This is a genomic window from Pseudoxanthobacter soli DSM 19599 (assembly GCF_900148505.1).
Lineage (GTDB): Bacteria > Pseudomonadota > Alphaproteobacteria > Rhizobiales > Segnochrobactraceae > Pseudoxanthobacter > Pseudoxanthobacter soli.
The window spans coordinates 1-26069 of sequence record NZ_FRXO01000011.1; the positions used below are offsets into that span (position 1 = coordinate 1).

The 26069-nt window shown below is 65.6% G+C and carries 22 protein-coding genes, 1 tRNA gene, 1 rRNA gene and 1 pseudogene; 11 read left to right on the top strand and 14 right to left on the bottom strand.

The window, feature by feature from the left end:
• Positions 1 to 74: 74 nt before the first annotated feature.
• A 5S ribosomal RNA gene (gene rrf, locus BUF17_RS18975) occupies positions 75 to 189 on the top strand.
• 39 nt (positions 190 to 228) lie between these two features.
• Positions 229 to 305 (top strand) — tRNA-Met (locus BUF17_RS18980).
• A 51-nt stretch (positions 306 to 356) separates the two neighbouring features.
• Here the strand turns inward: BUF17_RS18980 and BUF17_RS23120 are convergent.
• The 3 genes from BUF17_RS23120 to BUF17_RS18990 all read right to left on the bottom strand — a co-directional run bounded on the left by BUF17_RS23120 (position 357) and on the right by BUF17_RS18990 (position 1580).
• The gene (locus BUF17_RS23120) at positions 357 to 596 is read right to left on the bottom strand and encodes a hypothetical protein (RefSeq protein WP_139282607.1); all 240 of its coding nucleotides are present in this window, start codon (positions 594 to 596) and stop codon (positions 357 to 359) included.
• Positions 597 to 638: 42 nt separating this feature from the next.
• On the bottom strand, positions 639 to 1250 hold the full coding sequence (locus BUF17_RS18985; RefSeq protein WP_244530958.1) for a type II toxin-antitoxin system HicB family antitoxin: 612 nt from the start codon (positions 1248 to 1250) through the stop codon (positions 639 to 641).
• A gap of 123 nt (positions 1251 to 1373) precedes the next feature.
• Complete coding sequence (locus BUF17_RS18990) at positions 1374 to 1580, bottom strand: helix-turn-helix domain-containing protein (protein ID WP_073631690.1); 207 nt, start codon at positions 1578 to 1580, stop codon at positions 1374 to 1376.
• A gap of 663 nt (positions 1581 to 2243) precedes the next feature.
• Between BUF17_RS18990 and BUF17_RS23335 the strand changes: the two are divergent.
• Positions 2244 to 2552, top strand: a pseudogene (locus tag BUF17_RS23335) (ABC transporter permease); the annotation flags it as partial.
• Here BUF17_RS23335 and BUF17_RS18995 read toward each other — a convergent pair.
• The 4 genes from BUF17_RS18995 to BUF17_RS19010 all read right to left on the bottom strand — a co-directional run bounded on the left by BUF17_RS18995 (position 2550) and on the right by BUF17_RS19010 (position 7161).
• Positions 2550 to 3023, bottom strand: a complete 474-nt coding sequence (locus BUF17_RS18995) for a DUF2293 domain-containing protein (protein WP_084564936.1) — start codon at positions 3021 to 3023, stop codon at positions 2550 to 2552. The pseudogene BUF17_RS23335 and the gene BUF17_RS18995 overlap by 3 nt on opposite strands.
• A 146-nt stretch (positions 3024 to 3169) precedes the next feature.
• Positions 3170 to 4381, bottom strand: coding sequence for an FMNH2-dependent alkanesulfonate monooxygenase (gene ssuD / locus BUF17_RS19000; protein ID WP_073631694.1), 1212 nt, complete (start codon positions 4379 to 4381; stop codon positions 3170 to 3172).
• Between the two features lie 160 nt (positions 4382 to 4541).
• Positions 4542 to 5834, bottom strand: a complete 1293-nt coding sequence (locus BUF17_RS19005; protein ID WP_084564938.1) for an SfnB family sulfur acquisition oxidoreductase — start codon at positions 5832 to 5834, stop codon at positions 4542 to 4544.
• 70 nt (positions 5835 to 5904) lie between these two features.
• Complete coding sequence (locus BUF17_RS19010; protein WP_084564940.1) at positions 5905 to 7161, bottom strand: SfnB family sulfur acquisition oxidoreductase; 1257 nt, start codon at positions 7159 to 7161, stop codon at positions 5905 to 5907.
• A 338-nt stretch (positions 7162 to 7499) separates the two neighbouring features.
• On the opposite strand from BUF17_RS19010, the gene dld reads away from it, so the two are divergent.
• Positions 7500 to 9257, top strand: a complete 1758-nt coding sequence (dld, locus tag BUF17_RS19015; protein ID WP_073631696.1) for a D-lactate dehydrogenase — start codon at positions 7500 to 7502, stop codon at positions 9255 to 9257.
• Between the two features lie 9 nt (positions 9258 to 9266).
• Here dld and BUF17_RS19020 read toward each other — a convergent pair whose 3' ends face one another.
• The 5 genes from BUF17_RS19020 to adh all read right to left on the bottom strand — a co-directional run bounded on the left by BUF17_RS19020 (position 9267) and on the right by adh (position 14854).
• On the bottom strand, positions 9267 to 10028 hold the full coding sequence (locus BUF17_RS19020) for an ABC transporter permease (protein ID WP_073631697.1): 762 nt from the start codon (positions 10026 to 10028) through the stop codon (positions 9267 to 9269).
• A complete protein-coding gene (locus BUF17_RS19025) occupies positions 10025 to 10957 on the bottom strand; it encodes an ABC transporter ATP-binding protein (protein WP_210215476.1) in 933 nt (310 codons plus the stop codon). Before BUF17_RS19025 ends, BUF17_RS19020 begins: the two co-directional genes overlap by 4 nt.
• A 438-nt stretch (positions 10958 to 11395) precedes the next feature.
• A complete protein-coding gene (locus tag BUF17_RS19030; protein ID WP_073631699.1) occupies positions 11396 to 11815 on the bottom strand; it encodes a DUF779 domain-containing protein in 420 nt (139 codons plus the stop codon).
• 234 nt (positions 11816 to 12049) lie between these two features.
• On the bottom strand, positions 12050 to 13078 hold the full coding sequence (adhP, locus tag BUF17_RS19035) for an alcohol dehydrogenase AdhP (protein ID WP_073631701.1): 1029 nt from the start codon (positions 13076 to 13078) through the stop codon (positions 12050 to 12052).
• A gap of 258 nt (positions 13079 to 13336) precedes the next feature.
• Positions 13337 to 14854, bottom strand: coding sequence for an aldehyde dehydrogenase (adh, locus tag BUF17_RS19040; RefSeq protein WP_073631703.1), 1518 nt, complete (start codon positions 14852 to 14854; stop codon positions 13337 to 13339).
• Between the two features lie 323 nt (positions 14855 to 15177).
• Between adh and BUF17_RS19045 the strand changes: the two genes are divergently transcribed.
• The 3 genes from BUF17_RS19045 to BUF17_RS19055 all read left to right on the top strand — a co-directional run bounded on the left by BUF17_RS19045 (position 15178) and on the right by BUF17_RS19055 (position 18999).
• Entirely contained in the window at positions 15178 to 16635 is a 1458-nt protein-coding gene (locus BUF17_RS19045; protein WP_073631705.1) for a UbiA family prenyltransferase, read from the top strand.
• Between the two features lie 165 nt (positions 16636 to 16800).
• Positions 16801 to 17052 carry a hypothetical protein gene (locus tag BUF17_RS19050; RefSeq protein WP_244530959.1) on the top strand — a complete coding sequence of 84 codons (252 nt, stop codon included), beginning with the start codon at positions 16801 to 16803 and terminating at the stop codon, positions 17050 to 17052.
• Positions 17053 to 17085: 33 nt separating this feature from the next.
• Positions 17086 to 18999, top strand: coding sequence for a hypothetical protein (locus BUF17_RS19055; protein ID WP_073631709.1), 1914 nt, complete (start codon positions 17086 to 17088; stop codon positions 18997 to 18999).
• Positions 19000 to 19052: 53 nt separating this feature from the next.
• On the opposite strand, the gene BUF17_RS19060 is transcribed toward BUF17_RS19055, so the two are convergent.
• Positions 19053 to 20381, bottom strand: coding sequence for a serine/threonine-protein kinase (locus tag BUF17_RS19060; RefSeq protein WP_073631711.1), 1329 nt, complete (start codon positions 20379 to 20381; stop codon positions 19053 to 19055).
• Between the two features lie 96 nt (positions 20382 to 20477).
• A complete protein-coding gene (tssJ, locus tag BUF17_RS19065) occupies positions 20478 to 21023 on the bottom strand; it encodes a type VI secretion system lipoprotein TssJ (RefSeq protein WP_084564946.1) in 546 nt (181 codons plus the stop codon).
• Positions 21024 to 21313: 290 nt separating this feature from the next.
• On the opposite strand from tssJ, the gene tssH reads away from it, so the two are divergent.
• The 4 genes from tssH to BUF17_RS19085 all read left to right on the top strand — a co-directional run bounded on the left by tssH (position 21314) and on the right by BUF17_RS19085 (position 26048).
• Positions 21314 to 23950, top strand: coding sequence for a type VI secretion system ATPase TssH (tssH, locus tag BUF17_RS19070; RefSeq protein WP_073631715.1), 2637 nt, complete (start codon positions 21314 to 21316; stop codon positions 23948 to 23950).
• A gap of 65 nt (positions 23951 to 24015) precedes the next feature.
• A complete protein-coding gene (locus BUF17_RS19075) occupies positions 24016 to 24399 on the top strand; it encodes a PAAR domain-containing protein (RefSeq protein ID WP_073631717.1) in 384 nt (127 codons plus the stop codon).
• Positions 24400 to 24406: 7 nt separating this feature from the next.
• Positions 24407 to 25465, top strand: a complete 1059-nt coding sequence (locus BUF17_RS19080; RefSeq protein ID WP_073631719.1) for a methyltransferase domain-containing protein — start codon at positions 24407 to 24409, stop codon at positions 25463 to 25465.
• 106 nt (positions 25466 to 25571) lie between these two features.
• Positions 25572 to 26048 (top strand): Hcp family type VI secretion system effector, encoded by a 477-nt coding sequence (locus tag BUF17_RS19085; protein WP_073631721.1) that lies wholly within the window; start codon positions 25572 to 25574, stop codon positions 26046 to 26048.
• The last annotated feature ends 21 nt before the right edge of the window (positions 26049 to 26069 follow it).

The following is a 26069-nucleotide window of genomic DNA, read 5'->3' on the forward strand; positions in this document are numbered from 1 at the left end:
ATAGCTCGATCGGCTTGATCACTCTCATTAATCAATGCCCGTACCAGATCACTTCCGCTCACGTGCTTCGCCGGCCTGGTGGCTATGGCGAGGGACCCCAACCCGATCCCATTCCGAACTCGGCCGTTAAAACCCTCTGCGCCAATGGTACTGCATCTTAAGATGCGGGAGAGTAGGGCGCCGCCAGGCCCGCTAAGCACGTCTTTCCTCTCCACAATCAAACAACACCGCGGGGTGGAGCAGCCCGGTAGCTCGTCAGGCTCATAACCTGAAGGCCGCAGGTTCAAATCCTGCCCCCGCAACCATATCAAAATATCCCACACATAGAAAAAGCCCAGGCACGCCAGCCAGCGCTTCTACGCGTAGTCGTGATTGTCGCTACTGAGGCAAGAACAAAACAAGTACGATATCGCGCGGCCGGGCGAGCCCACAATCACGTCAAACGCGAGAACACCAGCAAAAGCCAACAACAACAACAGACGGGCAGCCAAAACTCGCGGCTGGGCCGTCGTCAGTGCGGTGATCTGAGGATCAGGCGTTTCCAACGCTTCAGAGGGGAAAGTCGAGCGCGCCGCACGCGGTTGCACGTCGGCCATCCCGGGCCGACGCTCGGGGCGAGGCGCGTGAGCTGCGCCCGATCAGAGTTCCTCGATACCGACGACGAGGCGCTTGCCGAGGGCTTCGGCTACGGCGGCGAGGCGATCCAACTTGGTGGAATGCCGCGGATCGAGGATGCGCCGCACTTCGCCTTCGGCAAGGCCGAGGCGGGCGGCGAGTTCGGTCTTGCTGATATCCGCCGCGCGCCACGCCGCTATGACGGCGAATTTCGCCGCGGCGAGCGGCGGCGGCGCGACGAGCCGCTCGCCCGGCAACGGCGCCGAGGGTACGGGGAAATCCGCGCCATCGAACACATAGGTCGCGAGGGCGGCGCCGAGCCCATCAATCGCCTGGGCGATGGCTGCAGCCTCGCTATCGCCAGAGGTGATGAGGGGTGGCACGTCTCGGGCGCTGACTTCGATTTTTCCGGAAGGGCCGCGCGCGAATGCGACGGGATAAGCAAAAGCGGGCTGCATTTTCTGTCCTTCCTGATGCGGCGGATGGTGAGCGAACGCCCCTTCCGGCTGGGGAAATAAGCCCGGGTTGCCTGAAGCACCCGCGCTACTCGTCCCTGTCAAGATCACCTTGGGGGCACCATCGCGCCGCGTTGAGGGGCGCCAAAGGTGATCCGGAACGACCAGTTCGATGTGCATGGACACGGCGAGGGGCGCAATCGCAAATCCAGGCTGGCCGACTATGTCGCCTGCGCAGCGACGACTCCGATATGGGAAAATGCCTCGGTGGATTGCTCCACCGGGGCGTTTTCGTCGGGCCGGTCAAGTGCCCCATGGCTCAAGGCGGTGCCACACTGCGGCGCAGGCGAGAGCCACCGCCTTGGGGATGACGACGGGGCGTTCATCCTCGCGGCGGCGGCCTCGCTCGTAATTCTCGATGGACTGCCGCGAGAGGCCGAGCGCTTCGGCGGCGGCGGTTTGGGATAACCCCAGCCGGGTGCGCCAATCCTTGAACTGTTCGGGCGTCATGGTCGCCTTCTTCAGGAGGTGAGACGATCGCTGCCTTACGGTAGGGATAGGGCTTCTGCCCCATCCCCGTTTCTTCACTTGCTGATGGTCAGTGTCAGGCGCCAACCGAACAATCTGGCCACCGGTGTGATCCGGAACAGTTTCAGACGTCTGACGTCCTTTCGGTGTTGCAGGTCGGCGGTGGCCAGACGAGGTCATTTCGCCCTACTCCGTAGGAAGTAGCAAGCGAAATGTTCCTTCCTGGGATGTCTCGCCGCGGCGAGAGGCGCGGTGGAGTCGCTGCCGGATGGAGTGCAGCGGGGGGCGGACTGGTCGAGAGGCAGGCCGTACTGACCACGCAGGGCCGCACGAGATGCTGACCGAGATCGAACGGCAGTTCGAGACCGGGTTTCGCGTGCGCGAAACGCCCAGCCCCGGATCAGGTCGCAACATGATATCACACCGGACCCGCTCGGAGGCGCCGGGCAGATGGACGGTAGGCCGTCCGTCTGCCCTGGAGCCCGCCTGCCGAGATCCGTGACGGTGCGCGAAGCGTGGTCCAAGACCGAGCCCAGAATTCCGCCGCCAACCAGGGGCGCGGTCGACGAGGCTTGGACGCGCTCCCGGTAGATCGACAGCGAGCATATCGCGGCAAGTGGGCGCGCCGGCGCGATCGATCGGCTGCACAAGCTCATCACCGTCTCGGGCAGCGGCTTTGCCGATGCCACGCTCGCGCAGCATCTTGCCGCGAGCCTGGGGCGCGTGTTCTGCGCGCTGGCTCTGGCGGTCGCGATCTCTGTTCCCGTCGGCTTCGCCATGGGATTGAGCCCGGTCGGCCGCGGACTGTTCGATCCCGTCATCGAGTTCCTGCGGCCGATCCCGCCGCTCGCCTATCTGCCTCTGGTCGTGATCTGGTTCGGCATCGGAGAACCGGCCAAGGTCGTGGTCATCACGATCGCGATGGTAGCGCCGATCGTGATCTCCACGCCGTCAATCGGGCCGCCCTCTGCGCCAGCTTGCGAGAACATCCCTCATCTCATCCTCAACGACGAGACGGGCCTCGTCCTTGGCGAGGCCGTGATAGTCGAGCAGGTCGTCGTAGTCGGTGAACTGGTGACGGGCGAAATTGCCCAGCACGATCCCGGTCGCCTGGGCCAGCCTCGCGTGAGGCGCCCAGGTCCGCCGCGACACAGCGTCGGCGACCGAGCGGCGGATCGCCGGCGGACAGTGCGGATAGTCGAGATCCAGAAAGGCCTGCACGGTTTCCCGGGCGAAATGGCGGCCGGGACCGTTGCCGCTTTCATGCAGGGCGCGCGGGTCCAGGTCACCGTCGTCAGCGCGGGTCCGTCGCCTGCGTGCCATCTCCCGCCTTCTCGCCTTCTCGCCTTCTCGCCTGCTCGTACGCCGGGATCCCGTTCCCGGCGGCGCACATCGCGGGAGGATAGCGCAGAGCTGCCCCGCCATGCGCGCGCCGTCGACAGGGTTTGTCGCATCTCACTTGTCGATATGAAAAGAGGCACCGTCCACGCCGGTGCGAAGCCAGACCGTGAAAGCAGACAGGCCGGCGTCGATGACGCCGGCCTGCTGCCTTCAGCATCTTTCGGGAGCCATCAGCCCGCCGAGACCGCCTTGCGGTGCGAGGGGGCGACGACGTTGGCGATGACTTCGCCGAAGGGGCCGGCATTGCGGGCGGGCCCGAGATCGTTCCCCGTCGTGCGCTTCAGAGGCAGCTTCGGGAAGACCAGCTCGGCGAAGCGGTAGCATTCCTCCAGGTGCGGGTAGCCGGAGAGGATGAAGCGGTCGATGCCGAGCGCCATATAGTCCTTCATCCGCTCCGCGACCTCGTCCGGATTGCCGACGAGCGCGGTGCCGGCGCCGCCGCGCACCAAGCCGACGCCGGCCCAGAGGTTCGGGCTCACCTCAAGCTTGTCGCGCCGGCCGCCGTGGAGTTCCGCCATGCGGCGCTGGCCGACGGAATCGAACCGCGAGAACGCCTTCTGCGCGGTCGCGATGGCTTCCTCGTCCACATGCGAGATCAGGTCCTCCGCGGCCTTCCACGCCTCGGCGGAGGTTTCGCGCACGATCACGTGCAGGCGGATGCCGAAGGAGAAGGTGCGCCCATGGGCCGCCGCGACCGCCTTGGCATTGGCGATCTTGCGTGCCACGGCCTCCGGCGGCTCGCCCCAGGTGAGATAGACGTCGATGTGCTCGGCCGCGGCCTTGTGGCCGGCCTCCGAGGAGCCGCCGAAATAGAGCGGCGGATAGGGCGACTGCACCGGCGGATAGAGCAGTTTGCCGCCCTCGATGGCGAGGTGCTTGCCCTTGAAGGTGACGTCGGCCTCTCCCGACAGCAGGCGCCGCCAGATGGTCAGGAACTCGCCCGTCGCCTCGTAGCGCTCGTCATGGTTCCAGAAGCAGCCGTCGCCTTTCAGCTCCAGCGGATCGCCGCCGGCCACGACATTGATCAGCAGCCGGCCATTCGAAAGCCGGTCGAGGGTGGCGGCCATCCGCGCCGCGAATGCCGGCTCCGTCAGGCCCGGCCGCACGGCGACGAGGAAACGCAGGCGCTGGGTCAGCGGCACCATCGCCGAGGCGATCACCCAGGAGTCCTCGCACGACCTTCCGGTCGGCAGGAGCACGCCATAATAGCCGAGTTCGTCGGCCGCGCGCGCGACCTGGCTGAGATAACCGAGCGTGACGTGGCGCGCACCGATGTCGCTGCCGAGATAGCGGCCGTCGCCGTGGGTCGGCAGGAACCAGAGCACGTCCGTTTCGGTAGCGGGCGGCGGAAGATCGAGATCGCTTCGGAAGTCGGTGGTCATGGTCGATGTGTTCCATTCGAGAGTGGTCGGCGGAGTGCGTTGCGCCGCCTCCTGCCGGGAAGCGCGACCGCCGACGCGGACGCCTCGAGCGCCCGCATCGGCGTGGCCGCGCCGGAACTGCCCCCGCGCCGGCCAATGACGGCGCGCGGAAAGAGCGGTCTCAGATCGCCCCGTGGCGGGGCGGGTTGACGTCGTTCAGCCAGTAATTGCCGACGACGCGATATTTCCAGCGCACGGGATCGTGCACGGTGTGGGTGCGGGCATTGCGCCAGTAGCGGTCGAGCCCATGCTCGGCGAGCGTCGAATGGGCGCCGCCGAGTTCGATCAGGCGGCTCGAGATATCGAGCGCGGCGTCGTTGGCGGCGATCTTGGCCTCGGCGACAGCAATCGAGGCGGCCGCCACCGTGCCGGGCGTGGGGTCGGACCGCGCTTCTTCGATGAAGCGGGCGGACCGCGCGATCAGCGCTTCCGCGGCATCGAGCGCGATCTTCGCGGCGCCGATCTCCGCGATGATGTGCGGGTCCTCGTAGCCGTGATCGAGCCCGCTTTCCTTCCATGGCCGGGTGTAGGCGCGCACGAACCGCACCGCTTCCTCGAACGCGCCGCGGGCGATGCCGAAATCGATGGCGGCATGCATGATCTGGGCGAACGGACCCATCGAGGTCGGGCGCTCGAACACCGCCGCGATGGAGACGAGGGCGAACGGATCGACCTCGGCATTCTCGAACACCGTGCTGCCGGAGCCGGTGGTGCGCTGGCCGAAGCCGGACCAGTCGTCGATCAGCGTCAGGCCGGGGGTGTCGCGCGGCAGCAGGGCGATCGTGCTGCGCCCGTCGTCGGCATTGGCGACGACGGCGATCCAGTGGGCGAACAGGGCGCCGGTGGAATAGAACTTGCGGCCATCGACGCGATAGCGGTCTCCGACGCGGGTGATGCGGGTGGCGTGGTCCTGCGCCGTCCTGGTGCCGCGTTCGGACAGGGCGTTGCCGATGCGTTCGCCGGAGAGGATGCGGTCGTAGAAGAAGCGCTTCTGCGCCTCGGTGCCTTCCAGCCGCAGGGCCTCGAGGATGAAGAAGTGGTTCTGCGGGATCTGCCCGATGGAGCCGTCCGCCGCCGCGAGAATGGCGATGACCTCGGCGACCGTGCCGGCACTCGCCTCCACGCCGCCGTAGGCCTTCGGCACGGAGATGGCGAACAGGCCTGCGTCCGAGATCAGCTCCAGTTCCTCATAGGGAAGCTGGCGCTCGCGGTCGCGCAGCGCGGCGTCGCGGGCGATCGTCGCGGCGACCTCATGGGCGACGGCGATCGCCTCCGCCTCCGACGCGATCCGCCGGGCTGGACGGACCCGGGCAGGCGGGACGCGGAAGGATGCCGGTACGCCCTCGGGCTGGCCATCGGCTTCGAAGCCGACGGCGTTGTCGAGGGGGGGAGACTTGGCCAGGGAGAGAGGCATCGTGCGAGTTCCGCTTGTGAAGTCGGGGAAGGAGGCGGCGCCCCGCGCCGCCGGGCCGTTCGGCCGCCGGTCAGTTCCAGGCGTGGCGCGGCGGCACCACGCCGTTCAGCACCCAGTTGCCGATGTGGAAATATTTCCAGCGCACCGGGTCGTGCAGCGTGTGCGTGCGGGCGTTGCGCCAGTGACGGTCGAGGTTGAACTGGCCGAGCGTGGACCGGGTGCCGGCGAGTTCGTGCAGCTTGTTGGAGGCGAGGATCGCGATGTCGGTGGTCAGCACCTTGGCTTCCGCGACACGGGTCGAAACCTCGGCGACCGCATCTTCGGTCGGGGCCTCGTAGATGGTGTCGATGGCCTCGCCGGCCCGTTTCAGCAGCGCCTCGGCGGCGTGCAGCCGGGTCTTGAGGTCGCCGATCTGGGCGATGGTGAACACGTCTTCCGACGCCTGCTCCTTGCCGGAATCGATCCAGGGCCGGGACCGCTCGCGCACGAAGCGGATGGTGTCGTCGATGGCGGCGCGGGCGATGCCGACGTCGACCGCCGCCTGGATGATCTGGGAGACGGCCCCGTTCGACGACGGTGACGTACCGCCGAGATAGGCGGGGATCACGCCCTCCGGCCCGACGCGCACGCCTTCGATCTCGACATTGCCGCTGGCGGTGGTTCGCTGGCCGAACCCGGACCAGGTGTCGATGATCTTCAGGCCCGGCGTATCGCGCGGCACGATGGCGAGCACCACGTTGCCGTCGGCGTCGACGGCGCCGATGTGGATGTAGTGCGCGAACAGTGCGCCGGTCGCGTAGAACTTGCGGCCGTTCACCGCGAAGTCGCCTTCGCCGGTCGGGCGCAACGTGGTCTCGAACGCCCCGACATGGCGGCTGTTCGCTTCGGAGAAGGCGTTGCCGAGCCGGTAGCCCTGCAGCACGCGGCCGAACCAGAGCCGCTTCTGCGCCTCGGAGGCTGTGACGCGGATCGCGTCCAGCGCGGCGAGGTGGTTCTGGGGAATCTGGCCGATGGAAGGATCGGCCGCCGAGATGGTCGCGATGACCTCGGCAAGGGTCGCGAATGAGACCTGGGCGCCGCCATATGCCCGCGGCACCGTGATGCCCCAGAGCCCGCTGGCGGAGAAACGATCGAGTTCGGCGGCCGGAAGGCGGCGCTCGCGATCGCGCTCGGCCGCGCCCGCGGCGAATTCGGCGGCAAGCACGCGCGCCACGGCAATCGCCTCGGCATCCGTCGTGATGCAATGGGCGTCCGGCGAACGGTTGAAGGCCGGCGGTTCGTCGGTGAAAGGCGCGGCGATGACGGGAGCGCTCTGGGAGGTGCTCATGGGTAGCCTTCGGAATGCCTGTGGCGGCGGGGATGCGCGGCCGGGTTCTGCCCTGCCCGGCATCGCCCGCTGGGGAGATCGCGATGGAGTCTGCCCGAATATCCAGTTCGTCGATAGAAATAATATTCTTAAATCCCGCCGACGGTGAGGCGCAGCTTCTTTCCGGCGAAGGCGGAAGCGCTGCCGCCGTCCGGCCGGTGAAGACGGCTTTGCCGGGTGCGGCCGCCGCGCGTAGAGTGCGGGACGAAGCGGGGTTGCGGGTGGTGCCGATGCGGAGCGAGGGCCGCCGGACAGCGCGTGCGCCGCGAACCCATCCCCCGTTCCGGAGCTGCCGTGCCATGTCCGTTCCCGTCCCGCCGCACCGGCCGCAGGCTGTGCCCCAAGACAGTGAGGCGTTTCTGGCGCAGCTTCGGGCGACCGTCGGCGCCGCCCATGTGCTGACGCGGGACAGCGAGACCCGGCGCTATCGCTTCGGCTTCCGCTTCGGCAGCGGGCCGGTCGTGGCCGTCGTGAGGCCGGCGAGCCTCGTCGAACTGTGGCGGGTGGCGGAGGCGTGCGTCGCCTCCGGCCGGATCGTCATCATGCAGGCGGCGAATACCGGACTCACCGGCGGTTCCACGCCCGATGGCGACGACTATGACCGCGAGGTGGTGCTGATCAACACGCTGCGCATGAAGCGCGTGCAGCTGATCAGTGGCGGCACGCAGGTGGTCTGCTTCCCTGGTGCCACCCTCGACCTTCTGGAAAAGACGCTCGCGCCGCTCGGGCGCGAACCGCATTCGGTGATCGGGTCGTCATGCCTCGGCGCCACCGTGTTCGGCGGCATCAGCAACAATTCCGGTGGGTCGCTGGTCAATCGCGGCCCGGCCTATACCGAACTCGCCCTGTTCGGGCAGGTCGGGGCGGACGGCGTGCTGCGCCTCGTCAATCATCTCGGCATCGAACTCGGCGACGATCCGGTCGGGATGCTGTCCCGCCTCGATGCCGGCTCCTACGGAGAAGCCGACATCCAGCCCGGCGGCGTCGCCTCGGACCCGGATTATGCGCGGCACGTCCGCGACATCGAGGCCGATACGCCCGCGCGCTTCAATGCCGATCCCCGCCGGCTTCACGAGGCTTCGGGCTCTGCCGGCCGGCTGGTGCTGTTCGCCGTGCGTCTCGATACCTTCCCGAAGGAGCCTGGGCAGCAGGTCTTCTATATCGGCACCAACCTGCCGTCCGATCTGACCGCGATCCGCCGGCACATCCTGTCCTCGTTCGAGACGCTGCCGATCTCCGGGGAATACATGCACCGGGAGGCGTTCGACATCGCGGAGGTCTACGGCAAGGACACGTTCCTCACGATCCGCATGCTCGGCACCCGCCACCTGCCGGCCTTCTTCACGGCGAAAAGCCGTTTCGATGCGCTGGCGGAAAGGATCGGCTTCCTGCCGCGGCACCTCAGCGACCGGCTGCTTCAGGCGGCGAGCCGGCTGTTTCCGAACCACCTTCCGCCGCGCATGAAGGAATACCGCGACCGCTTCGAGCATCACCTGCTGCTCAAGGTCCCGGCCCGGGGTGTCGACGAGGCCCGGCAGTTCCTCGACGGCTTCTTCGAGGGGCGGGAAGGGGCCTATTTCGCCTGCACGGAGGATGAAGGCCAGAAGGCCTTCCTGCACCGCTTCGCCGCCGCCGGTGCGGCCGTGCGCTACAACGCCATCCACGAGAGCAAGGTCGGCGGCATCGTCGCGCTCGACATCGCGCTGCGCCGCAACGATCCGGACTGGTTCGAGACACTGCCGGACGCGCTTTCCGCGAAGCTCGAGAAGAAGCTCTATTACGGCCACTTTCTGTGCCACGTGCTTCACCAGGATTACATCGCAAGCAAGGGCGTGGATCCGGTTGCTGTGGAGCACGAGATGTGGGCGCTGCTCGACGCGCGCGGCGCCGAATATCCGGCCGAGCACAATGTCGGCCACCTCTACAAGGCCAAGGAAACCCTGACGTCGTTCTACCGGCGGCTCGATCCCTGCAACTGCCTCAATCCCGGCCTCGGCGGCACGCCGAAATGCGTCGGGTGGGGAGAGAGCGACGCCGGGGAGGCCGCCGCGCAATAGCGCGGTGGCTCAGGTGCGCAGGCGGTAGCCGGTGCGGAACATCCACGTGATGATCGCGACGCAGACGACGAGGAAGGCGAGCGTCATGCCGAAGCTGATTCCGATCGAGACGTCGGACGTGCCGTAGAAGGCCCACCTGAAGCCGCTGACGAGGTAGACCACCGGATTGAACAGCGACACCGTGCGCCACACCGGGGGCAGCATGTCGATTGAATAGAACGTGCCGCCGAGGAAGGTGAGCGGCGTGATCACGAGGATCGGCACGATCTGCAGCTTCTCGAAGCCGTCCGCCCAGATGCCGAGGATGAAGCCGAACAGACAGAACGCGGCGGCCGTGAGCACCAGGAAGGCCGCGGCCCAGATGGGATGCGCGATCTCGAACGACACGAACAGCCGGGCTGTCGCGAGGATGATCAGGCCGAGCAGGATGGACTTCGTCGTCGCCGCGCCGACATAGCCGAGCAGGATCTCCACGACGGAGACGGGCGCAGACAGCACTTCGTAGATCGTGCCGGTGAAGCGCGGCAGATAGATGCCGAACGAGGCGTTCGAAATGCTCTCGGTCAGCAGGGCCAGCATGATGAGGCCGGGAATGATGAAGGCGCCGTAGGGGATGCCGTCCACGGTGGCGATGCGCCCGCCGATCGCCGAGCCGAACACCACGAAATAGAGCGATGTGGAGATCACCGGCGAGGCGATGCTCTGAAACAGCGTGCGCAGCGTCCGGCCCAGTTCCGAGACATAGATGGCGCGAATGGCATGGAAGTTCATGGCCGCTGTCCCAGAAGGTCGATGAAGATGTCTTCGAGCGACGACCGAGAGACGTCGATCGTCCGGAAGTCGATGCCGGCGGCGGCGAAACGCTTCACGAGGGCGGCGGCGCCGTCCTCGCCGTCGGCCTGCTCGCCGCTGATGGTGAAGCTCGCCGTCAGGCCGTCCTCGGACAGCGACGGCTGCCACGTCTCGAACCCGGCGGGCAGGGCGGCGAGCGGCTGCTTCAGCCCGATGGTGACCCCCGTGCGGCCGAGCCGCTGCATCAGGCGGGCCTTTTCCTCCACCAGGATGATCTCGCCACCGTTGATGACGCCGATGCGGTCGGCCATCTCCTCGGCTTCCTCGATATAGTGCGTCGTCAGGATGATGGTGACGCCACGCTCGCGCAGCCGGCCGACCATCGCCCACATGTCGCGCCTGAGCTCGACGTCGACACCGGCGGTCGGCTCGTCCAGGAACAGGATCTGCGGCTCGTGGGCGAGCGCCTTCGCGATCAGCACCCGACGCTTCATGCCGCCGGAAAGCGTGGCGATCTTGGCGTCCTTCTTTTCCCAGAGCGACAGTTCGCGCAGCACCTGTTCGAGATAGGCGGGGTTCGGCGCCTTGCCGAACAGGCCGCGGCTGAACGACAGCGTCGCCCACACCGTCTCGAACATCGCGGTGGCGAGTTCTTGCGGCACCAGGCCGATCTTGGCCCGCGCCGCCCGGTAGTCCGCGGCGATGTCGTGGCCGTCGGCGATCACCGTGCCCGCGGTTGGCCGCACCAGACCGCACACGATACCGATCAGGGTGGTCTTGCCCGCGCCGTTCGGTCCGAGCAGCGCAAAGATCTCACCCTTCCGGATATCGAGATCGATCGGCTTCAGCGCTCGGTAGCCGTTGTCGTAGACTTTCTCGACGCCGGAAACAGTGAGGATCGACTCCACGCGGCAACCTCGTTCGCGGATGACGGCCTTCGTTCGCCGCTCTCGCCGCAGCCAGCCCCTCGCGCGCGTGTCGGCGCCCGCGACGGGATTGATTTTTCCGGGAAGCGCCTTCCGATCGGACGGACGAGCCGATCGACAGGATTTCGCTCCAGATTCGGGAACGTGAGCATATTCCTCCCGTCCGGACCCTTCGATCCGGTCGGAATATGCGCCATGACGGGTTCCATTTGGGCGTGAAGTGAGCGGAACGCAAGGCGCCGCCATGTGCGGTCGCCACAAAAATGCCTCATGCCAAGCCGGGCGTACGGCGCTGGGCGAAGCGGATCCGCCCGGCTGACGCCGGTCCGTCCCGCTCGGGCCGCTCTCACGGCGACAGGGCGGACCGCGCCGCGCTGTTTGCGTGCACGGAGACTGCGAAGATGGCCGGCGGCGCGTCCGTCAGGCGGCGCGGATCGGGATGCGGCTGTCGAGCGTGCAGAGTTCCTCGCCCGAGAAGGCGCGGGAGCGCGTCAGGAACCGCTTCTCGGTTCCGTTCTCGAGCGAGAACATGCCGCCGCGCCCGGGAACGACGTCGATCAACAGCTGGGTATGCCGCCAGGCTTCGAACTGCGAGGCGCTGATATAGACCGGCACGCCGCCGACCTCGCCGAGCTTCACGTCGCGATCGCCGACGATGAAGTCGCTCTGCGGGTAGCACATCGGCGAAGAGCCGTCGCAGCAGCCGCCGGACTGGTGGAACAGGATCGGCCCGTACTTCGCCTTGAGTTCACCGATGAGTTCCAGCGCCGCATCCGTGGCGAGCACACGCGGAGGGGTCTCGGCAGCGTCGCCGGTGGCCTCGTTCGGTTGGTCGGTCATGGCGTCCTCCCGCTGTTGTCGTTGGCGTCGCCTCTTTCTTTGGGCGACGCGTCTGGGTCGACGTCTTTCAGGTCGACCTGGCATGCCGCCTTCAGCCGGCACACGACCATCATACACCCGGACATCTGCGGAGGCAGCAAGCACGAGGCCGGCGGTTCCCCGCGGACCGATGGCCCGCGGGGAGGAAGATAGACGTGACCCGCGTCGATGCCGGCCGGGCGTGTCAGGCGGCCGTCAGGCCGCCATGTCGAGCACGATGCGGCCGTCGATCTTGCCGGCGTGCATCCGGGCGAAAACGTCGTTGATGTCCTCCAGTCGTGCGGTGGCGACCGTCGCCCGCACCTTGCCGGCGCCGGCGAAGTCGAGCGCCTCCTGAAGGTCGAGCCGGGTGCCGACGATGGATCCGCGCACGGTGATGCCGTTCAGCACCATGTCGAAGATCGGCAGCGGGAAGGATCCGGGCGGCAGGCCGTTCAGCGAGACCGTGCCGCCACGGCGCACCATGCCGAGCGCCTGTTCGAACGCCTTCGGCGAGACCGCGGTGACGAGAACGCCGTGGGCGCCGCCGATTTCCTTCTTGAGGAACGCGGCCGGGTCGGTCTCGGCCGCATTGACCGTGATAGCCGCGCCGAGTCGGCTGGCGAGCGCCAGCTTGTCGTTGGAAATGTCGACGGCGGCCACGTTAAGGCCCATCGCGCGGGCATATTGCACGGCCATGTGTCCGAGCCCGCCGATGCCGGAGATCACCACCCAGTCGCCGGGCTTGGTGTCCGTCACCTTGAGGCCCTTGTAGACGGTGACGCCGGCGCACAGCACCGGGGCGATCTCGACGAAATCGGCATTGGCCGGAAGGTGGCCGACGAAGTTCGGATCGGCGATCACATAGTCCGCGAAGCCGCCGTTCACGGAATAGCCGGTGTTCTGCTGCTCCTCGCACAGGGTTTCCCAGCCGCCGAGGCAGTGGGTACAATGTCCGCAGGCGGTGTAGAGCCAGGGCACGCCGACGCGGTCGCCTTCCTTGACGTGCTTCACCCCCGCGCCGACGGCGGAGACGTAGCCGACGCCCTCGTGGCCGGGAATGAAGGGCGGGTTCGGCTTGACCGGCCAGTCGCCTTCGGCGGCGTGAAGATCGGTGTGGCAGACGCCGGAGGCATGGATGCGGACCTGGATCTGTCCGGCACCCGGCTCCGGAACCGCGACTTCCTCGATTGCGAGCGGCTGGCCGAACGCGCGGACGACGGCGGCCTTCATCGTTTTTGCCATGGCGCTATCTCCTTCTGTGGGAAAGGGGCAGGGACCGCAGCATTTCCGCTCGACGCCCGATCAGCCTTGATCTTGCGCAGGATTTGATCGCTTCAATCGAAATTTATCTCATATATCGTCGTCAATATCAGAAATAATTGCAGTACGACGTCAGGTATGTCTGCGGCGCCGTCTGTTATTTTCAGAGGTGTTCGGCAGGCCGGGAGCTGATCCCGGCCTGCCGACGCTGTCGCGTGAAGATCGCTATCCTGAGCGATCTCAGAAGAAGCCGAGCTTCTTCGGGCTGTAGCTGACCAGAAGGTTCTTGGTCTGCTGGTAGTGGTCGAGCATCATCTTGTGGGTCTCGCGGCCGATGCCCGACTGCTTGTAGCCGCCGAACGCCGCGTGGGCCGGGTAGGCGTGGTAGCAGTTGGTCCACACGCGACCGGCCTGGATGGCACGGCCGAAGCGGTACGCCCGGGTTCCGTCACGCGTCCAGATGCCCGCGCCGAGGCCGTAGAGCGTGTCGTTGGCGATGCTGAGGGCTTCCTCGTCGGTCTTGAAGGTGGTGACCGATACGACGGGGCCGAAAATCTCCTCCTGGAAGATCCGCATCTTGTTGTGGCCCTTGAACACGGTCGGCTTCACGTAGTAGCCGCCGGCAAGGTCGCCGCCGAGTTCGTTGCGGCCGCCGCCGATCAGCACCTCGGCGCCTTCCTGCTTGCCGATGTCCATGTAGGACAGGATCTTCTCGAGCTGCTCGGAGGAGGCCTGGGCGCCGATCATGGTGCTCGGATCGAGCGGATCGCCCTGCACGATCGCCTCGACGCGCTTCAGCGCGCGCTCCATGAAGCGGTCGTAGATGCTCTCGTGGATCAGCGCGCGGCTGGGGCAGGTGCAGACCTCGCCCTGGTTCAGCGCGAACATGACGAAACCTTCGATGGCCTTGTCGAAGAAGTCGTCATCCTCGGCCGCGACGTCCGAGAAGAAGATGTTCGGCGACTTGCCGCCCAGCTCCAGCGTGACCGGAATGAGGTTCTGGCTGGCATACTGCATGATCAGCCGGCCCGTCGTCGTCTCGCCGGTGAAGGCGATCTTGGCGATGCGGGGGCTGGAGGCGAGCGGCTTGCCGGCTTCGAGGCCGAAGCCGTTGACGACGTTGAGGACGCCCGGCGGCAGCAGGTGACCGACGAGCTCCATCAGCACGAGGATGGAGGCCGGGGTCTGCTCGGCCGGCTTCAGCACCACGCAGTTGCCGGCGGCGAGCGCCGGGGCGAGCTTCCAGACCGCCATGAGGATCGGGAAGTTCCACGGAATGATCTGACCGACCACGCCGAGCGGCTCATGGAAATGATAGGCGACGGTGTCGTGGTCGACTTCCGAAAGCGCGCCTTCCTGCGCGCGGATCGCGCCGGCGAAATAGCGGAAGTGGTCGACGGCGAGGGGAAGGTCGGCGGCGGTGGTCTCGCGGATCGGCTTGCCGTTGTCCCAGGTCTCGGCGGTGGCGAGAAGGGTCAGGTTTTCCTCGATGATGTCCGCGATCTTGTTGAGGATCAGCGCTCGCTCGGCCGGGCTGGTGCGGCCCCAGGCATCCTTCGCCGCGTGCGCCGCGTCGAGGGCGGCTTCGATGTCGCGTTCGTCGGAGCGGGCGATCTCGCACAGAAGCTTGCCGTTGACCGGCGAGGTGTTCTCGAAATAGCGCCCGCCGACGGGCTCCTTCCACTCACCGCCGATATAGTTGCCGTAGCGCGGCTTGAAGGGCGTGGCGGTCGTGCGGGAGATCTCGGGTTTGTTCATGGCTTCCTCCTGACATCGCGCCGTAAACCGGCGTCGTGATGGGAAGATGGGCCGGAACGGTTCCGTCGTCAGCGGGTACACGGCAAATTGCGCGGTGCGACTGTCTCAGAGTTGCGACAGTCGGCGCCCGTGCCCCGCGCGCCAGCGCCGCCAATGTGCCGACCGGTGAGACAGCCGGAACCGGTGTCATACCCCGCGTCCCTGCGCTCATCAGGCAGGCCGGATAGGATGCGTGCTTCCTCAATCGCGTGTCAGCCGGTATAAGCGCTGACGGCTGATCGGGTACACGCGATATCGGGGCTAGCGTGACGATTTCTACAGAGATGAAAAATTCGGACTGGGCGGGCAATAGTCCTCAAGATGATGACACGAGCGGCAGACCCATCGTCGTCGACTTGGATGGGACACTGGTTCGCAGTGATCTTCTGATCGAATCGTTTCTTGCCCTTCTAGGCGCCCAGCCTTTCAAGGCTCTGGCAGCGTTGAAGACGTTGCGACAGGGCAAGGCGAACTTCAAAAGCCGGCTCGCAGACGAAGCGGTGGTGGAAATCGAGACCCTGCCGTTCAACGAGGACGTGCTCGTCTTCCTGAAGGCGGAACACGCCAGGGGGCGGCCGATCTACATCGCGTCCGCGTCCGACCGGCGTTATGTCGAGGCACTTGCCGGCCATCTCGGCTTTTTCACCGGCGTGTTCGGATCGGAGAACGGCCTCAACCTTGCCGGCGAGGTGAAGGCGCAGCGGCTCTGCGAAGCATTCGGCGAGAAGGGCTTCGATTATATCGGCGATGCCGCAATCGACGAGGCCGTCTGGCGCCGCGCGCACAGCGTCTACATCGCCAACGCGGATCCGAGGCATCTTGCCGAGGTGCGCGCGTGGGCACCGGAGGCGAGCGCGCTGGGAATGCGCAAGAGCCACTGGCACGAATATGTGCGTGCCATCCGCGTCCATCAGTGGCTGAAGAACCTGCTGGTCTTCGTGCCGGCGCTCGCCGCGCACGAGCTCGGCCCGGGGCTCGGGGCCTGCATCCTGGCCTTTCTGAGCTTCAGCCTCTGCGCCTCCAGCGTCTATATCCTCAACGACCTTCTGGACCTGCGCAACGACCGCGCCCATGCGCGCAAGAAAGAGCGCCCGTTCGCGGCGGGGCGCATCCCCCTGCTGCGCGGGGCGCTGCTGTTCCCGGTCCTGCTCGGCCTTTCCTTCCTGATCGCGCTGTTCCTGCCCTGGAAGTTCCTCGGCGTTCTCGCCGCATATTATGCGCTCACCTGCGCGTACTCGTTCACGCTGAAGCGCAAGATGCTCGTCGACGTGGTGGCCCTGGCATGCCTTTACGGCACCAGACTCTGGGCGGGCGCGGCGGCGGTGGGGCTGGCGATCTCACCCTGGCTGATGGCATTCGCCATCTTCATCTTCCTGTGCCTCGCTCTGGTGAAGCGCTGCTCCGAACTGATCGACCGGATGAGCAAGGGCCGAGGCGACCCTGTCGGCAGGGGGTATCGGCTCAGCGACTTGCCCGCCCTGCAGAGCATGGCAGCCGCTGCAGGCTATGTGTCGGTCCTTGTTCTGGCGCTCTATTTCAACAGCGATGTCGTCGTTCCGCTCTACGCTCATCCGAACTGGCTCTGGGTGATCTGCGTGCTCCTTCTATTCTGGATCAGCCGCGTGCTGCTGTTGACCCATCGTGGAGAGATGCACGACGATCCTGTCGTGTTCGCTGCAACGGATCGTATCAGCCAGATGACGGCGGTCGCATGCGGGCTCGTTATCTTCGTCAGCCAGTAAGGGCCGACGGTCGCCGCCACGCTGATGTGAGTTCGCCGAGGGCGAGAAGGATTTTTCTAGATGATAAATGGTCTCGCGATACTCGTCGCGATCTGCGCAAACGTTCTGTCGAGTCTTCTTCTCAAGAAAGTTGCGTTGCTGAGCCGTGATGGAGTCGAGGGTGTCATGAACGTCAAGTCGGCGCTCATGACGTTTTCGGCCCTCGCTCTTCTCGGGGTCACGTTTTCCGCCTATACGTATCTTTTGCGCTCCTGGCCGGTGAGCCTCACTTACGCACTGGTCACGTTCACCACACAGATATGTCTCGTCGTGTTCGGTGCGATTATCTTCGGCGAGAGACTTTCCATCACAATGGCGATCGGCCTGGCTTTTATCGGTCTGGGGCTTGCTTTCCTCCTGTCCGCAGGCCGGGCGTAACAACAACACGACCGCATCGAGAGCCCCCGAATTATGAGCAATAAGGCCGAGCTTATTTTCGTTGCGGTTTTGTCCGTTGTCGTCTTGGCCCTCGCCTTTTACTTGCCGGCGGTCAGGACGGGAGACGGTGGTTATTATTACGAGATGCTGAACAGTTTGGGGAGGAATCACTCCGTCGCGATAACGGAGGAGCTCCGCCAGATGGTTTCGGCCCGGATAGGATATCCGCTTGCGGATTTGGAGAGAAAAGGGCTCGATGGCCTCAACTATCCTATCCACTTCTTCGCCTATCCGCTGCTTTCTGTCCCGGCGTTCTATTTCACCAAATTACTGCATATCGATGATTTGAAGAGTTTTCAGATAACCAATGCCATCATCATCATAGCATTTCTAATCTATGTTCTCATCAGATGTAAAAGTGCCGCGCTGATAAGATGGGCCGTTGCGGCGTCTTTTTTGCTGTCGGTGGGGATGTTCTATTTTCAATGGACGCATCCGGAAATATTGACCGGAGCTTGCGTTCTGGCGGCCTCTCTCGCGTTTTACGAGAAGCGCTACCTGGAAGCAGCCCTGCTGTCCGCGGTCGGCAGCCTGCAGAATCCCTCCGCGATCTTTCTGGTCGCGATCTCTCTCGGGTTTTTTCTTCTGGAACTGGTGCTGGAATTCAAGAGGGACAGGCGGCTGTCCCTCTTCGCCCGGCTTCTTCCGGCTGTTCCGATCGGGCTTCTGGCCATCTCGCCCTATCTCTGGAGCCTGTGGAAGTTCGGCATCTTGAACCCCATCGTCGGCAGCGGAGCCATTGATTACGGGTTGATTTCCCTCGGCCGGCTCTACTCGACATATTTCGACTTGAATCAGGGGCTTGCCGTCGGCATGCCCTGGCTTGTCCTGGCCGTGCCCGCTGCTCTTGTCGGCCGTGTGGTCCGAACCGCGACGGCGAAGGATGCGCTCCTGAAGCGGGAAGACATCCTGATTCTGGCATCGGTCCTGATGTCGATCCCGACCCTTGCGCAGGTCAACTGGAACTCCGACAACAGCGTCTTCGCGCGCTATGCCTCCTGGATCGGCATGCCGATCGTGGTATGGACGGTGGTCTCCGTCTGCGCCCTGGAAGCGAGAACGAGGAGCCTCATCCTCATCGCGTCGCTCGTCATCCAGTCGGCGCTGGTCGTCGTCATGGGGGGAATGCTTAAAGAGCGTCATCCCCGCTACGTCGAGCTTCAACCCTGGATCCGGTCGATATGGGCGCGCTGGCCGGAACTGTACGATCCCGTGCCGGAAATATTCTATGAGCGCGTCGCCGGGCAGGAGGGCGCACCGTCCTTGCCGTTGGTCTATTCGCCGATTCCGGGTGTGATGACCAAGATCCTGACCCGGACAACCGATCTGCACGAGGTGTCCGCCCAGGTGTGTGGGTCGGGTGGCGTGCTTCGCAGTCTCGGCGACGAAACGCGCCTGAGTTTCTCTGCTGTTGAAGGCGGGCTTTTTTATATCAACGGGATCATGGTCTGCCGTTATGACGTTCCGACGGCGATACGCCTCGGCAACGTCACCAATCCCTATATGCTGACATCGGGCTGGAGTCGTCCGGAGGCCACCGGCGTCTGGAGCGACGCGGCGTCGGCCCGCATCGTGATACCCTTGGCGCAGGCGAGCCTTGGGAGCCTCGGGGTCCGGATCACGGGTTTTGCGTTCGTGACGGACCGCAATCCCAATCAAAGAATAAAGGTGAGCTCCGGGTCCGAGACGGTGGACGCGTGGACCTCGTCCCTGGGGCATGAAAGGTTCGACAGGGCGTTCCGTGTCAAAACGCAGCTCGTGAACGGCGTGCAGTCGGTCGTGCTGGATTTCGACCTGCCCGACTCTACCTCGCCGAAGCACGTCGGTGCTTCCGGAGACGAGCGGCAGCTCGGTATCTACATCGAGACGCTCGAACTGGCGCCCTGAAACGCCATCCTGCTCGCTCCGAGCCGGCCGATGCCGCCCGGCGGCCGGGCTATCTATCGGTCGAACGCAGCGAGCAGCCGGGCGGCATCAGCGGGGCGCCGGTCGCCCTCGAACGAGAGCGCCGCCTGCACGGCGGCCGCCGTCTCCGCGGGCAGGCCGGGAAGCGGGGGCGGGGCAAGGCCTGCCTGTCGCGCGGCCGTGGCCGTCTGGCGATTGAAGGGATGGCGGCCATTGACCATGAGGTGGATTAGGCATCCGAGGGCATAGACGTCGTCCCGCGGCGAGGGTGGGGCACCTTCGAGGCGCTCCGGGCTCGCGTAGGCCGGCGTGAGCGCATCGCGCCCGCCCGTGGCGTCGTCCTGGGTCGTCGACAGCGACGAACCGAAATCGAGAATCTTCAGCATGCCCGCCCCGGCGGTCAGCCACAGGTTGGCGGGCTTGAGATCGGCATGGGCGATGCCTTGGCCGTGGGCGTGCGCCATGCCGGAGAGGAGGCCGCGCACCGCCTGCCGCGCTGCCTCGCCGCCGGCAAAGCCCGGCTCTGCGGCAAGCGCGTCGGCCACCGTGCGCCCCTCGAGAAGCTCCATGCAGATGAAGGGATAATCGCCGTCCCGGTCGAAATCGTAGATCGCGATGATGTTCGGGTGCGCAAGCGCCCGGGTCAGGCGGGCCTCGGCCTCGAGCTGCGTGAGCGACGCCATCACCCGGGTCGCCTCATCGTTGAGAAGCTTGATCGCCACATAGGGCGCGGCCGCATCCACCTCGACCTTGCGCACGTCGACCGCGCGATAGACCGTGCCCATGCCGCCGTGCCCGAGTTCCTTCTCGATCAGGAACCGGTTGCGCAGGATGCGGCCGATGATCGGCGGCCGGCTGTCACGGGCGGGCACGTCCGGGATGGCGTCGGCGCTGGCGGCGTGGAGATCGGCGGTCTGGAGCTGGCGCTTCGACCGCGCTCTCTTGAAGCTCGCAAGGGCGTCGTCCAGCCCCGCATCCTCCGGCCTGTTCTGCTGGACCCTGCGCGCCCGCAGCGCCTTGAAGGGCTGGACGAGCGCATTCACCAGCGCATCGTCGACGCTGTCGCGCGCAGTCCTGCGGGTTTCGCCGGACGTGCCGTCGCCCGCACGGCCTTCGGCCGTTTCATTGCGGGCATCCGGATCGTCGCGGGTGTGCATGAGCGCGCCGTCGAAGGCGGCGGCGAGCGCGCGCGGCAGGCGATGGCGGTCCGCCGCGGCAGCGATCATTGCCGCGATCTCCGCCTCCGGCACGCCGAGGCTCGCTGTGTGCAACGCTTCCGCGATCTCGGCGAACGACTGCCGGCCCGATGCGAAGGCGCCGAACAGCGCGTCGATGCGCGCGTAAAGACCCGAGTTGCCGTCCATGGCCCGTGCCTGCTGTCTCCTCGCGGTCCGCGTGTTTCTTCGGGCCCGCATGTGTCCCGCGTCGCCCGGTCGCCGCGTTCGCGGTTCTCCTGCCCCTCAGAACAGCGGGTTGACCTCGAGGAACGTCATCTGCGCCTTCAAAATGGTCCCGCTCAGGGTGATTGTCACGGTGTTGATAAGGTCGGACCTTACAGGCGTGATGGAGTGCCAGGCCGCGGTGTCGATCGAGCGGAACAGCGCGATCGCCGCTACGAAGCGGGCGTCCGGCGGGATCATCTCCTTGAAGTGGACCTGCTTGTTGGGGGTGAGAAAGAATTCCTTCTTCGAGATGAAATCGGGCCCAAGCGCCTGCTCGTCGTTCGTCATCATCGACTGAAAGTCCGCCTGCAGGAACATCATGTCGGACTTCAGCACATAGACGCGCATCAGGACCGGCGAGGGCTCGCCCGTCGCGTTGGGATTGATCGTCCCATCCGCCGATATGTTGGCCAGCAGGGTCGTCTTCTTCAGGCCGGGAAACAGACCGCACCCGGCGACCATGCCCAGGCTTCCGAGAACGAATGCACGCCTGCCGAGTTTTCTTACTCGAGGTTGAGCCCCGCATACTGATTCGAGCTTTTCGGTCGAATATTCTGAGGTCATGGCGAAAGCATCTATATTTGAGGCTACATGGAGCGAGCAGATATCATCTATTCGAGAATTTCTCAATGCGTCTTATGCGTGTGTCGATGAATTACGGTGCTGGATGCACGCAAACATATTTGGATTCATTGGGGCAATTTTAGACGATTGCGCCTGTTCGGGGTCCGGTGTTATCGTCGCGCCAACGCCGCGTTATTGATAAGTCGGCAAAAACGGGGGTCGATCAGCGTTCTTCATCCTTCGTCGTTACTCCCACTTTTGGACGTATTGAGCGGTCGGAATAAGAATTCATGGTGTCCGTTGACCTGAAGGCGTTGGTGTTTCGCTTAGATGAAGCTTGCCGCGGTGCGCTGGAAAGCGCCGCCGGCTTCGCTCTGATGCGGACGCATTTCAACATCGAGATCGAGCACTGGCTGTCGAAGATCGCTGAGCGGAGCGACAGTGATTTCACGCTTGTCATGGGGCACTATGGCGTCGACCAGGGCAAGCTCCTTTCCGACCTTGCGCGCGCGCTGGATCGTCTGCGCACCGGCAACGCCCGGCCGCCCGGATTTTCCCCCAGCCTGATCGACCTCATCAAGCAGGCCTGGCTGGTGGTTTCGCTCGATTTCGGCGTCGGCCAGATCCGGTCCGGACATCTGTTGCTGGCCCTGCTGTCCGACGATGTCCTGTCCCGCTACGCCTACGACATCTCGCCCGAGTTCCGCCGAATCTCGGCCGATGCTCTGAAGCGCGACTTTGATAGCGCAACCTCCGGTTCGTCCGAGCGCAATGCGGCGGCTGCGATCGCCGCCCCGGGTGGCGACATGGCCGGCGGCGTGCTGCCGGGCGGCAAGGCGGGCGACGCGCTGGCGCAATATACCGTCGACCTGACAGAGGAGGCGCGCTCCGGCCGTATCGACCCGATCCTCGGCCGCGACGAGGAAATCCGCCAGATCATCGACATCCTGATCCGCCGTCGCCAGAACAACCCGATCCTGACCGGCGAGGCGGGTGTCGGCAAGACGGCGGTGGTCGAGGGTTTCGCCCTGCGAATCGCCTCCGGCGACGTGCCGCCCGTGCTGCGCGACGTGGTGCTGCGCACGCTCGATCTCGGCCTGCTGCAGGCCGGTGCCAGCATGAAGGGCGAGTTCGAGAGCCGTCTGCGGGCCGTGATCGACGGCGTGAAGGCGAGCCCCAAGCCGGTGATCCTGTTCATCGACGAGGCCCACACCCTGATCGGCGCCGGCGGCGCGGCGGGGCAGGGCGATGCGGCGAACCTGCTGAAGCCGGCGCTCGCGCGCGGCGAACTGCGCACCATCGCCGCCACCACGTGGGCCGAATACAAGAAATATTTCGAGAAGGACGCCGCGCTCACCCGCCGTTTCCAGGTCGTGAAGGTGGAGGAGCCGGCCGAGCCGGTCGCCGTCGCCATGATCCGGGGGCTGGTTGCGACGCTCGAGAAATACCACAAGGTGCGCATTCTCGACGAAGCCGTCCACGCCGCGGTCCGGCTGTCGGCGCGCTATATCCCGGCGCGGCAATTGCCGGACAAGGCGGTCTCGCTGCTCGACACCGCCTGCTCGCGCGTGGCCGTCAGCCAGACGACCGTGCCGGGCACCATCGATGACCGCCGCCGCCGGATCGAGCTGATCGACACCGAACTCGCGATCCTCGACCGCGAGGCCGTCACCGGTTCCCAGAACGACGAACGGCGCGAGGCGCTGCGCAGGGAGCACGAGACGCTCTCGGGCGAGCTTGCGGCGCTGACCGAGCGCTGGGAGAGCGAGAAGGCGATCGTCGAGCGGCTCGAGGCGCTGCGCGGGGAACTCGAGGCCGCCGCGCCGGGCGAGGACGCCGAAAGGCTGCGGGCCGATTTCGGCGCTGCCACCCTCGAATTGCAGGACCTGCAGGGCAAGCAGCCGTTGGTGTTTCCGCTGGTCGATGCCCAGGCGGTGGCCGAGGTGGTGCAGAACTGGACCGGCATTCCGGCCGGCCGGATGCAGAACGACGAGATCATGGGCGTTCTGGCGCTGCAGGCCGCGATGGAAAAGCGTGTGGTCGGCCAGTCCCACGCCATCGCGGCCGTGGCCCAGGCGATCCGCACGTCGCGGGCGCGCCTGACGGACCCGCGCAAGCCGCTCGGCGTGTTCCTGATGGTGGGTCCCTCGGGCGTCGGCAAGACGGAAACCGCCCTTACTGTCGCCGACCTCCTCTATGGCGGCGAGCAGAACCTCACCACGATCAACATGACGGAGTTCAAGGAGGAGCACAAAGTCAGCCTCCTGATGGGCAGCCCGCCGGGCTATGTCGGCTATGGCGAGGGCGGTGTGCTGACCGAGGCCGTCCGCCGGCGTCCCTATTCCGTGATCCTGCTCGACGAGATCGAGAAGGCGCATCCCGGCATCCAGGACGTGTTCTTCCAGGTGTTCGACAAGGGCCAGATGAAGGACGGCGAAGGCCGCGACATCGACTTCAAGAACACCATCATCATCATGACGTCGAACGCGGCGGCCGACCTGATCGTCAAGCTGTGCGCCGATCCGGACACCATGCCGGAACCGAGCGTGCTGGCGACGGCGCTGCGGCCGGAACTGACCAAGTTCTTCAAGGACGCGTTCCTCGGCCGTGTGACGCTGGTGCCCTATCTGCCGTTGTCGGATGCCACCATCCGCTCGGTCGTGGAGCTCCAGCTCGGCCGCATCCGCAAGCGGGTGTTCGACGCCTACGAGGCCGCGTTCGAATACGATCCCGCGCTGGTGGAGACGATTGCGAGCCGCTGCACCGAAAGCGCGTCCGGCGCCCGCAATGTCGAGAACATCCTGTCGCGCACGCTTTTGCCGGAAATGTCGGCCCATGTGCTGGAAGCGCTGGCCGGCGGCGAGCGCATCACCCGGATCAAGGTCGGCGTCGGTGCAGGCGGCGATTTCGAGTACGCGGTGAACTGAATCGGGTTTCGCTCCGGCGTCGGCCGGGGCGGCGGCCTTGCGACGATCTGACGAGGGAGGCGGAAATGCCACCGGCGGCGAGACTGGGCGACAAAGTTCTGCAGGCGGCGCCGCATTGCCATGCGCCGATGCATCCCCCGGCACCGGTGCCGACGCCCGTTCCGCATCCGGCCATGCCGCTGACCATCATGAAGGGCTGCGCTACCGTCCTCATCGGTAACATGCCGGCGGCGCGGATGACCGATACCACGGTGCCCTGCGTGCTCGCGGGCTGCGTTCCCGGCGGCCCGGGGATGATCATGAAGGGCTCCGCGACCGTCATGATCGGCAACATGCCGGCGGCGCGGGTCGGCGACACCTCGATGCACTCCAGTTGCGTCGCGCCGATCCCCAGCCCCACGGGATCGATTCTGCCGCCGGGATGTCCCACGGTGATGATCGGCGGATAGAGGGGATATGCGGCGCGCCCATTTCGAGCATCTGCGCCCCGTCTGTCCGGCTTGCCGGATGCGGCAGGTCGATTCGCCGCTTTCCCTCGGCGGCGAGGTCGTCGAGACCGATGGCCGGATCTCCGCCGGCGAACTGCGCTGCAGCGAGCCGGGCTGCGGCCGCAGCTTTCCGCTCATTGCCGGGGTACCCATTCTGGTGCCGGAGCCGGATGCCTGGATCGCGGCGAACGCGCACCTCATCCTGATGCGGGAAGACCTGCACTGGTCGGCGCTGGATCGCATCGCCGCGGCCTCCGGACCGGACGCCGGCGTCAGCATCGTGCGTCAGCAGCAGGCGAGCTATGCCTTCGATCACTATGGCGACCTGACCGCGTCAGCGGACGACGCGGACGGTTTCCCCCCCGAGGAAACCGGTGTGCGCGCCTGTCTCGGCGCCGCTCTCGACCGGCTGCCGGCATTCTCCGGGCCCGCGCTCGATATCGGCTGCGCCGTCGGACGGACCAGTTTCGACCTCGCGGCTGCGAGTGACGACGGACTCGTGCTCGGCATCGACGTGAACTGGCCCCTGCTCGCGATCGCCCGTCATGTGATTGACAGTGGCAGGGTGCATTATCCCCATCGGCTGGTGGGGATGCGTTATGAACTGCATGATTTTCCTGTGATGTTTCCGGGCGAAGAGCGGGTCGATTTCTGGATCGCCGATGCGTTGGCGCTGCCGTTCGCAAGCGACAGCTTCGCGGTGGTAACCGCTTTCAACGTGCTGGATTGCGTGCCGGATCCGGCACGGATGCTGGCCGAGGCCAGCCGGGTTTCGCAGGCGGAAGGCGGGGTCGCCATTTCCACGCCGTTCGACTGGGCTTCTCACGCGACGCCGCCGCAATCGTGGCTTGACGGACCTGCGGCGCTCGACGCCCTCGTCGAGGCGCTCAACCAGACGGCGGCCCGCGAGGGCCGCAAGGTGCTGAATCCGTCGGCGCCCGGCGTCGATATCGACTGGACGGTCCGCCTCCACGACAGGGCCACGATGAGCTACCGCACGCGGCTTGTGACCTTCAAGCCACATTAAAAAAGTTTCACTGGATCTATGGCCGAACAGAGATCAAAAACACGGAAATAAGGCGCCTCTGAAATCTCAGAGGAAACGCAAGCGTTTCTGTACGAACAGGTGGATCATGGCTGTTTATCTCAACTACGATGGTATCCCGGGCGAAGCCACCCAGCAGGATCACAAGAAGTGGATCGACGTTTTGTCGATGTCCTGGGGTGTGGGACGCGGTATCGCCACCGTCTCGGGCTCGGCCAACAATCGTGAAGCGTCCGAGCCCTCGGTCAGCGAAGTGTCGATCGTGAAGATGTTCGACGCCGCGTCGCCGAAGCTTTTCACCGAGGCCTGCACCGGCAACACCGGCAAGACCGTGAAGATCGATCTGGTCACCACCGGCAGCCCGGGCGTGACCTATGCGACCTACACGCTGACCAACGCGCTGATCTCGTCCTATTCCGTGTCGTCGAGCGGCGACCGCCCGACGGAGTCGGTCTCGATCAGCTTCACCAAGCTCGAGTTCAAGTTCACCCCCTACGACGACAAGAACAAGGCCGGCTCGCCCGTCACTGTGTCCTACGACATGGCGACGACGAAGAGCTCGTAACGGGCCCGCACGTCCGCTGGC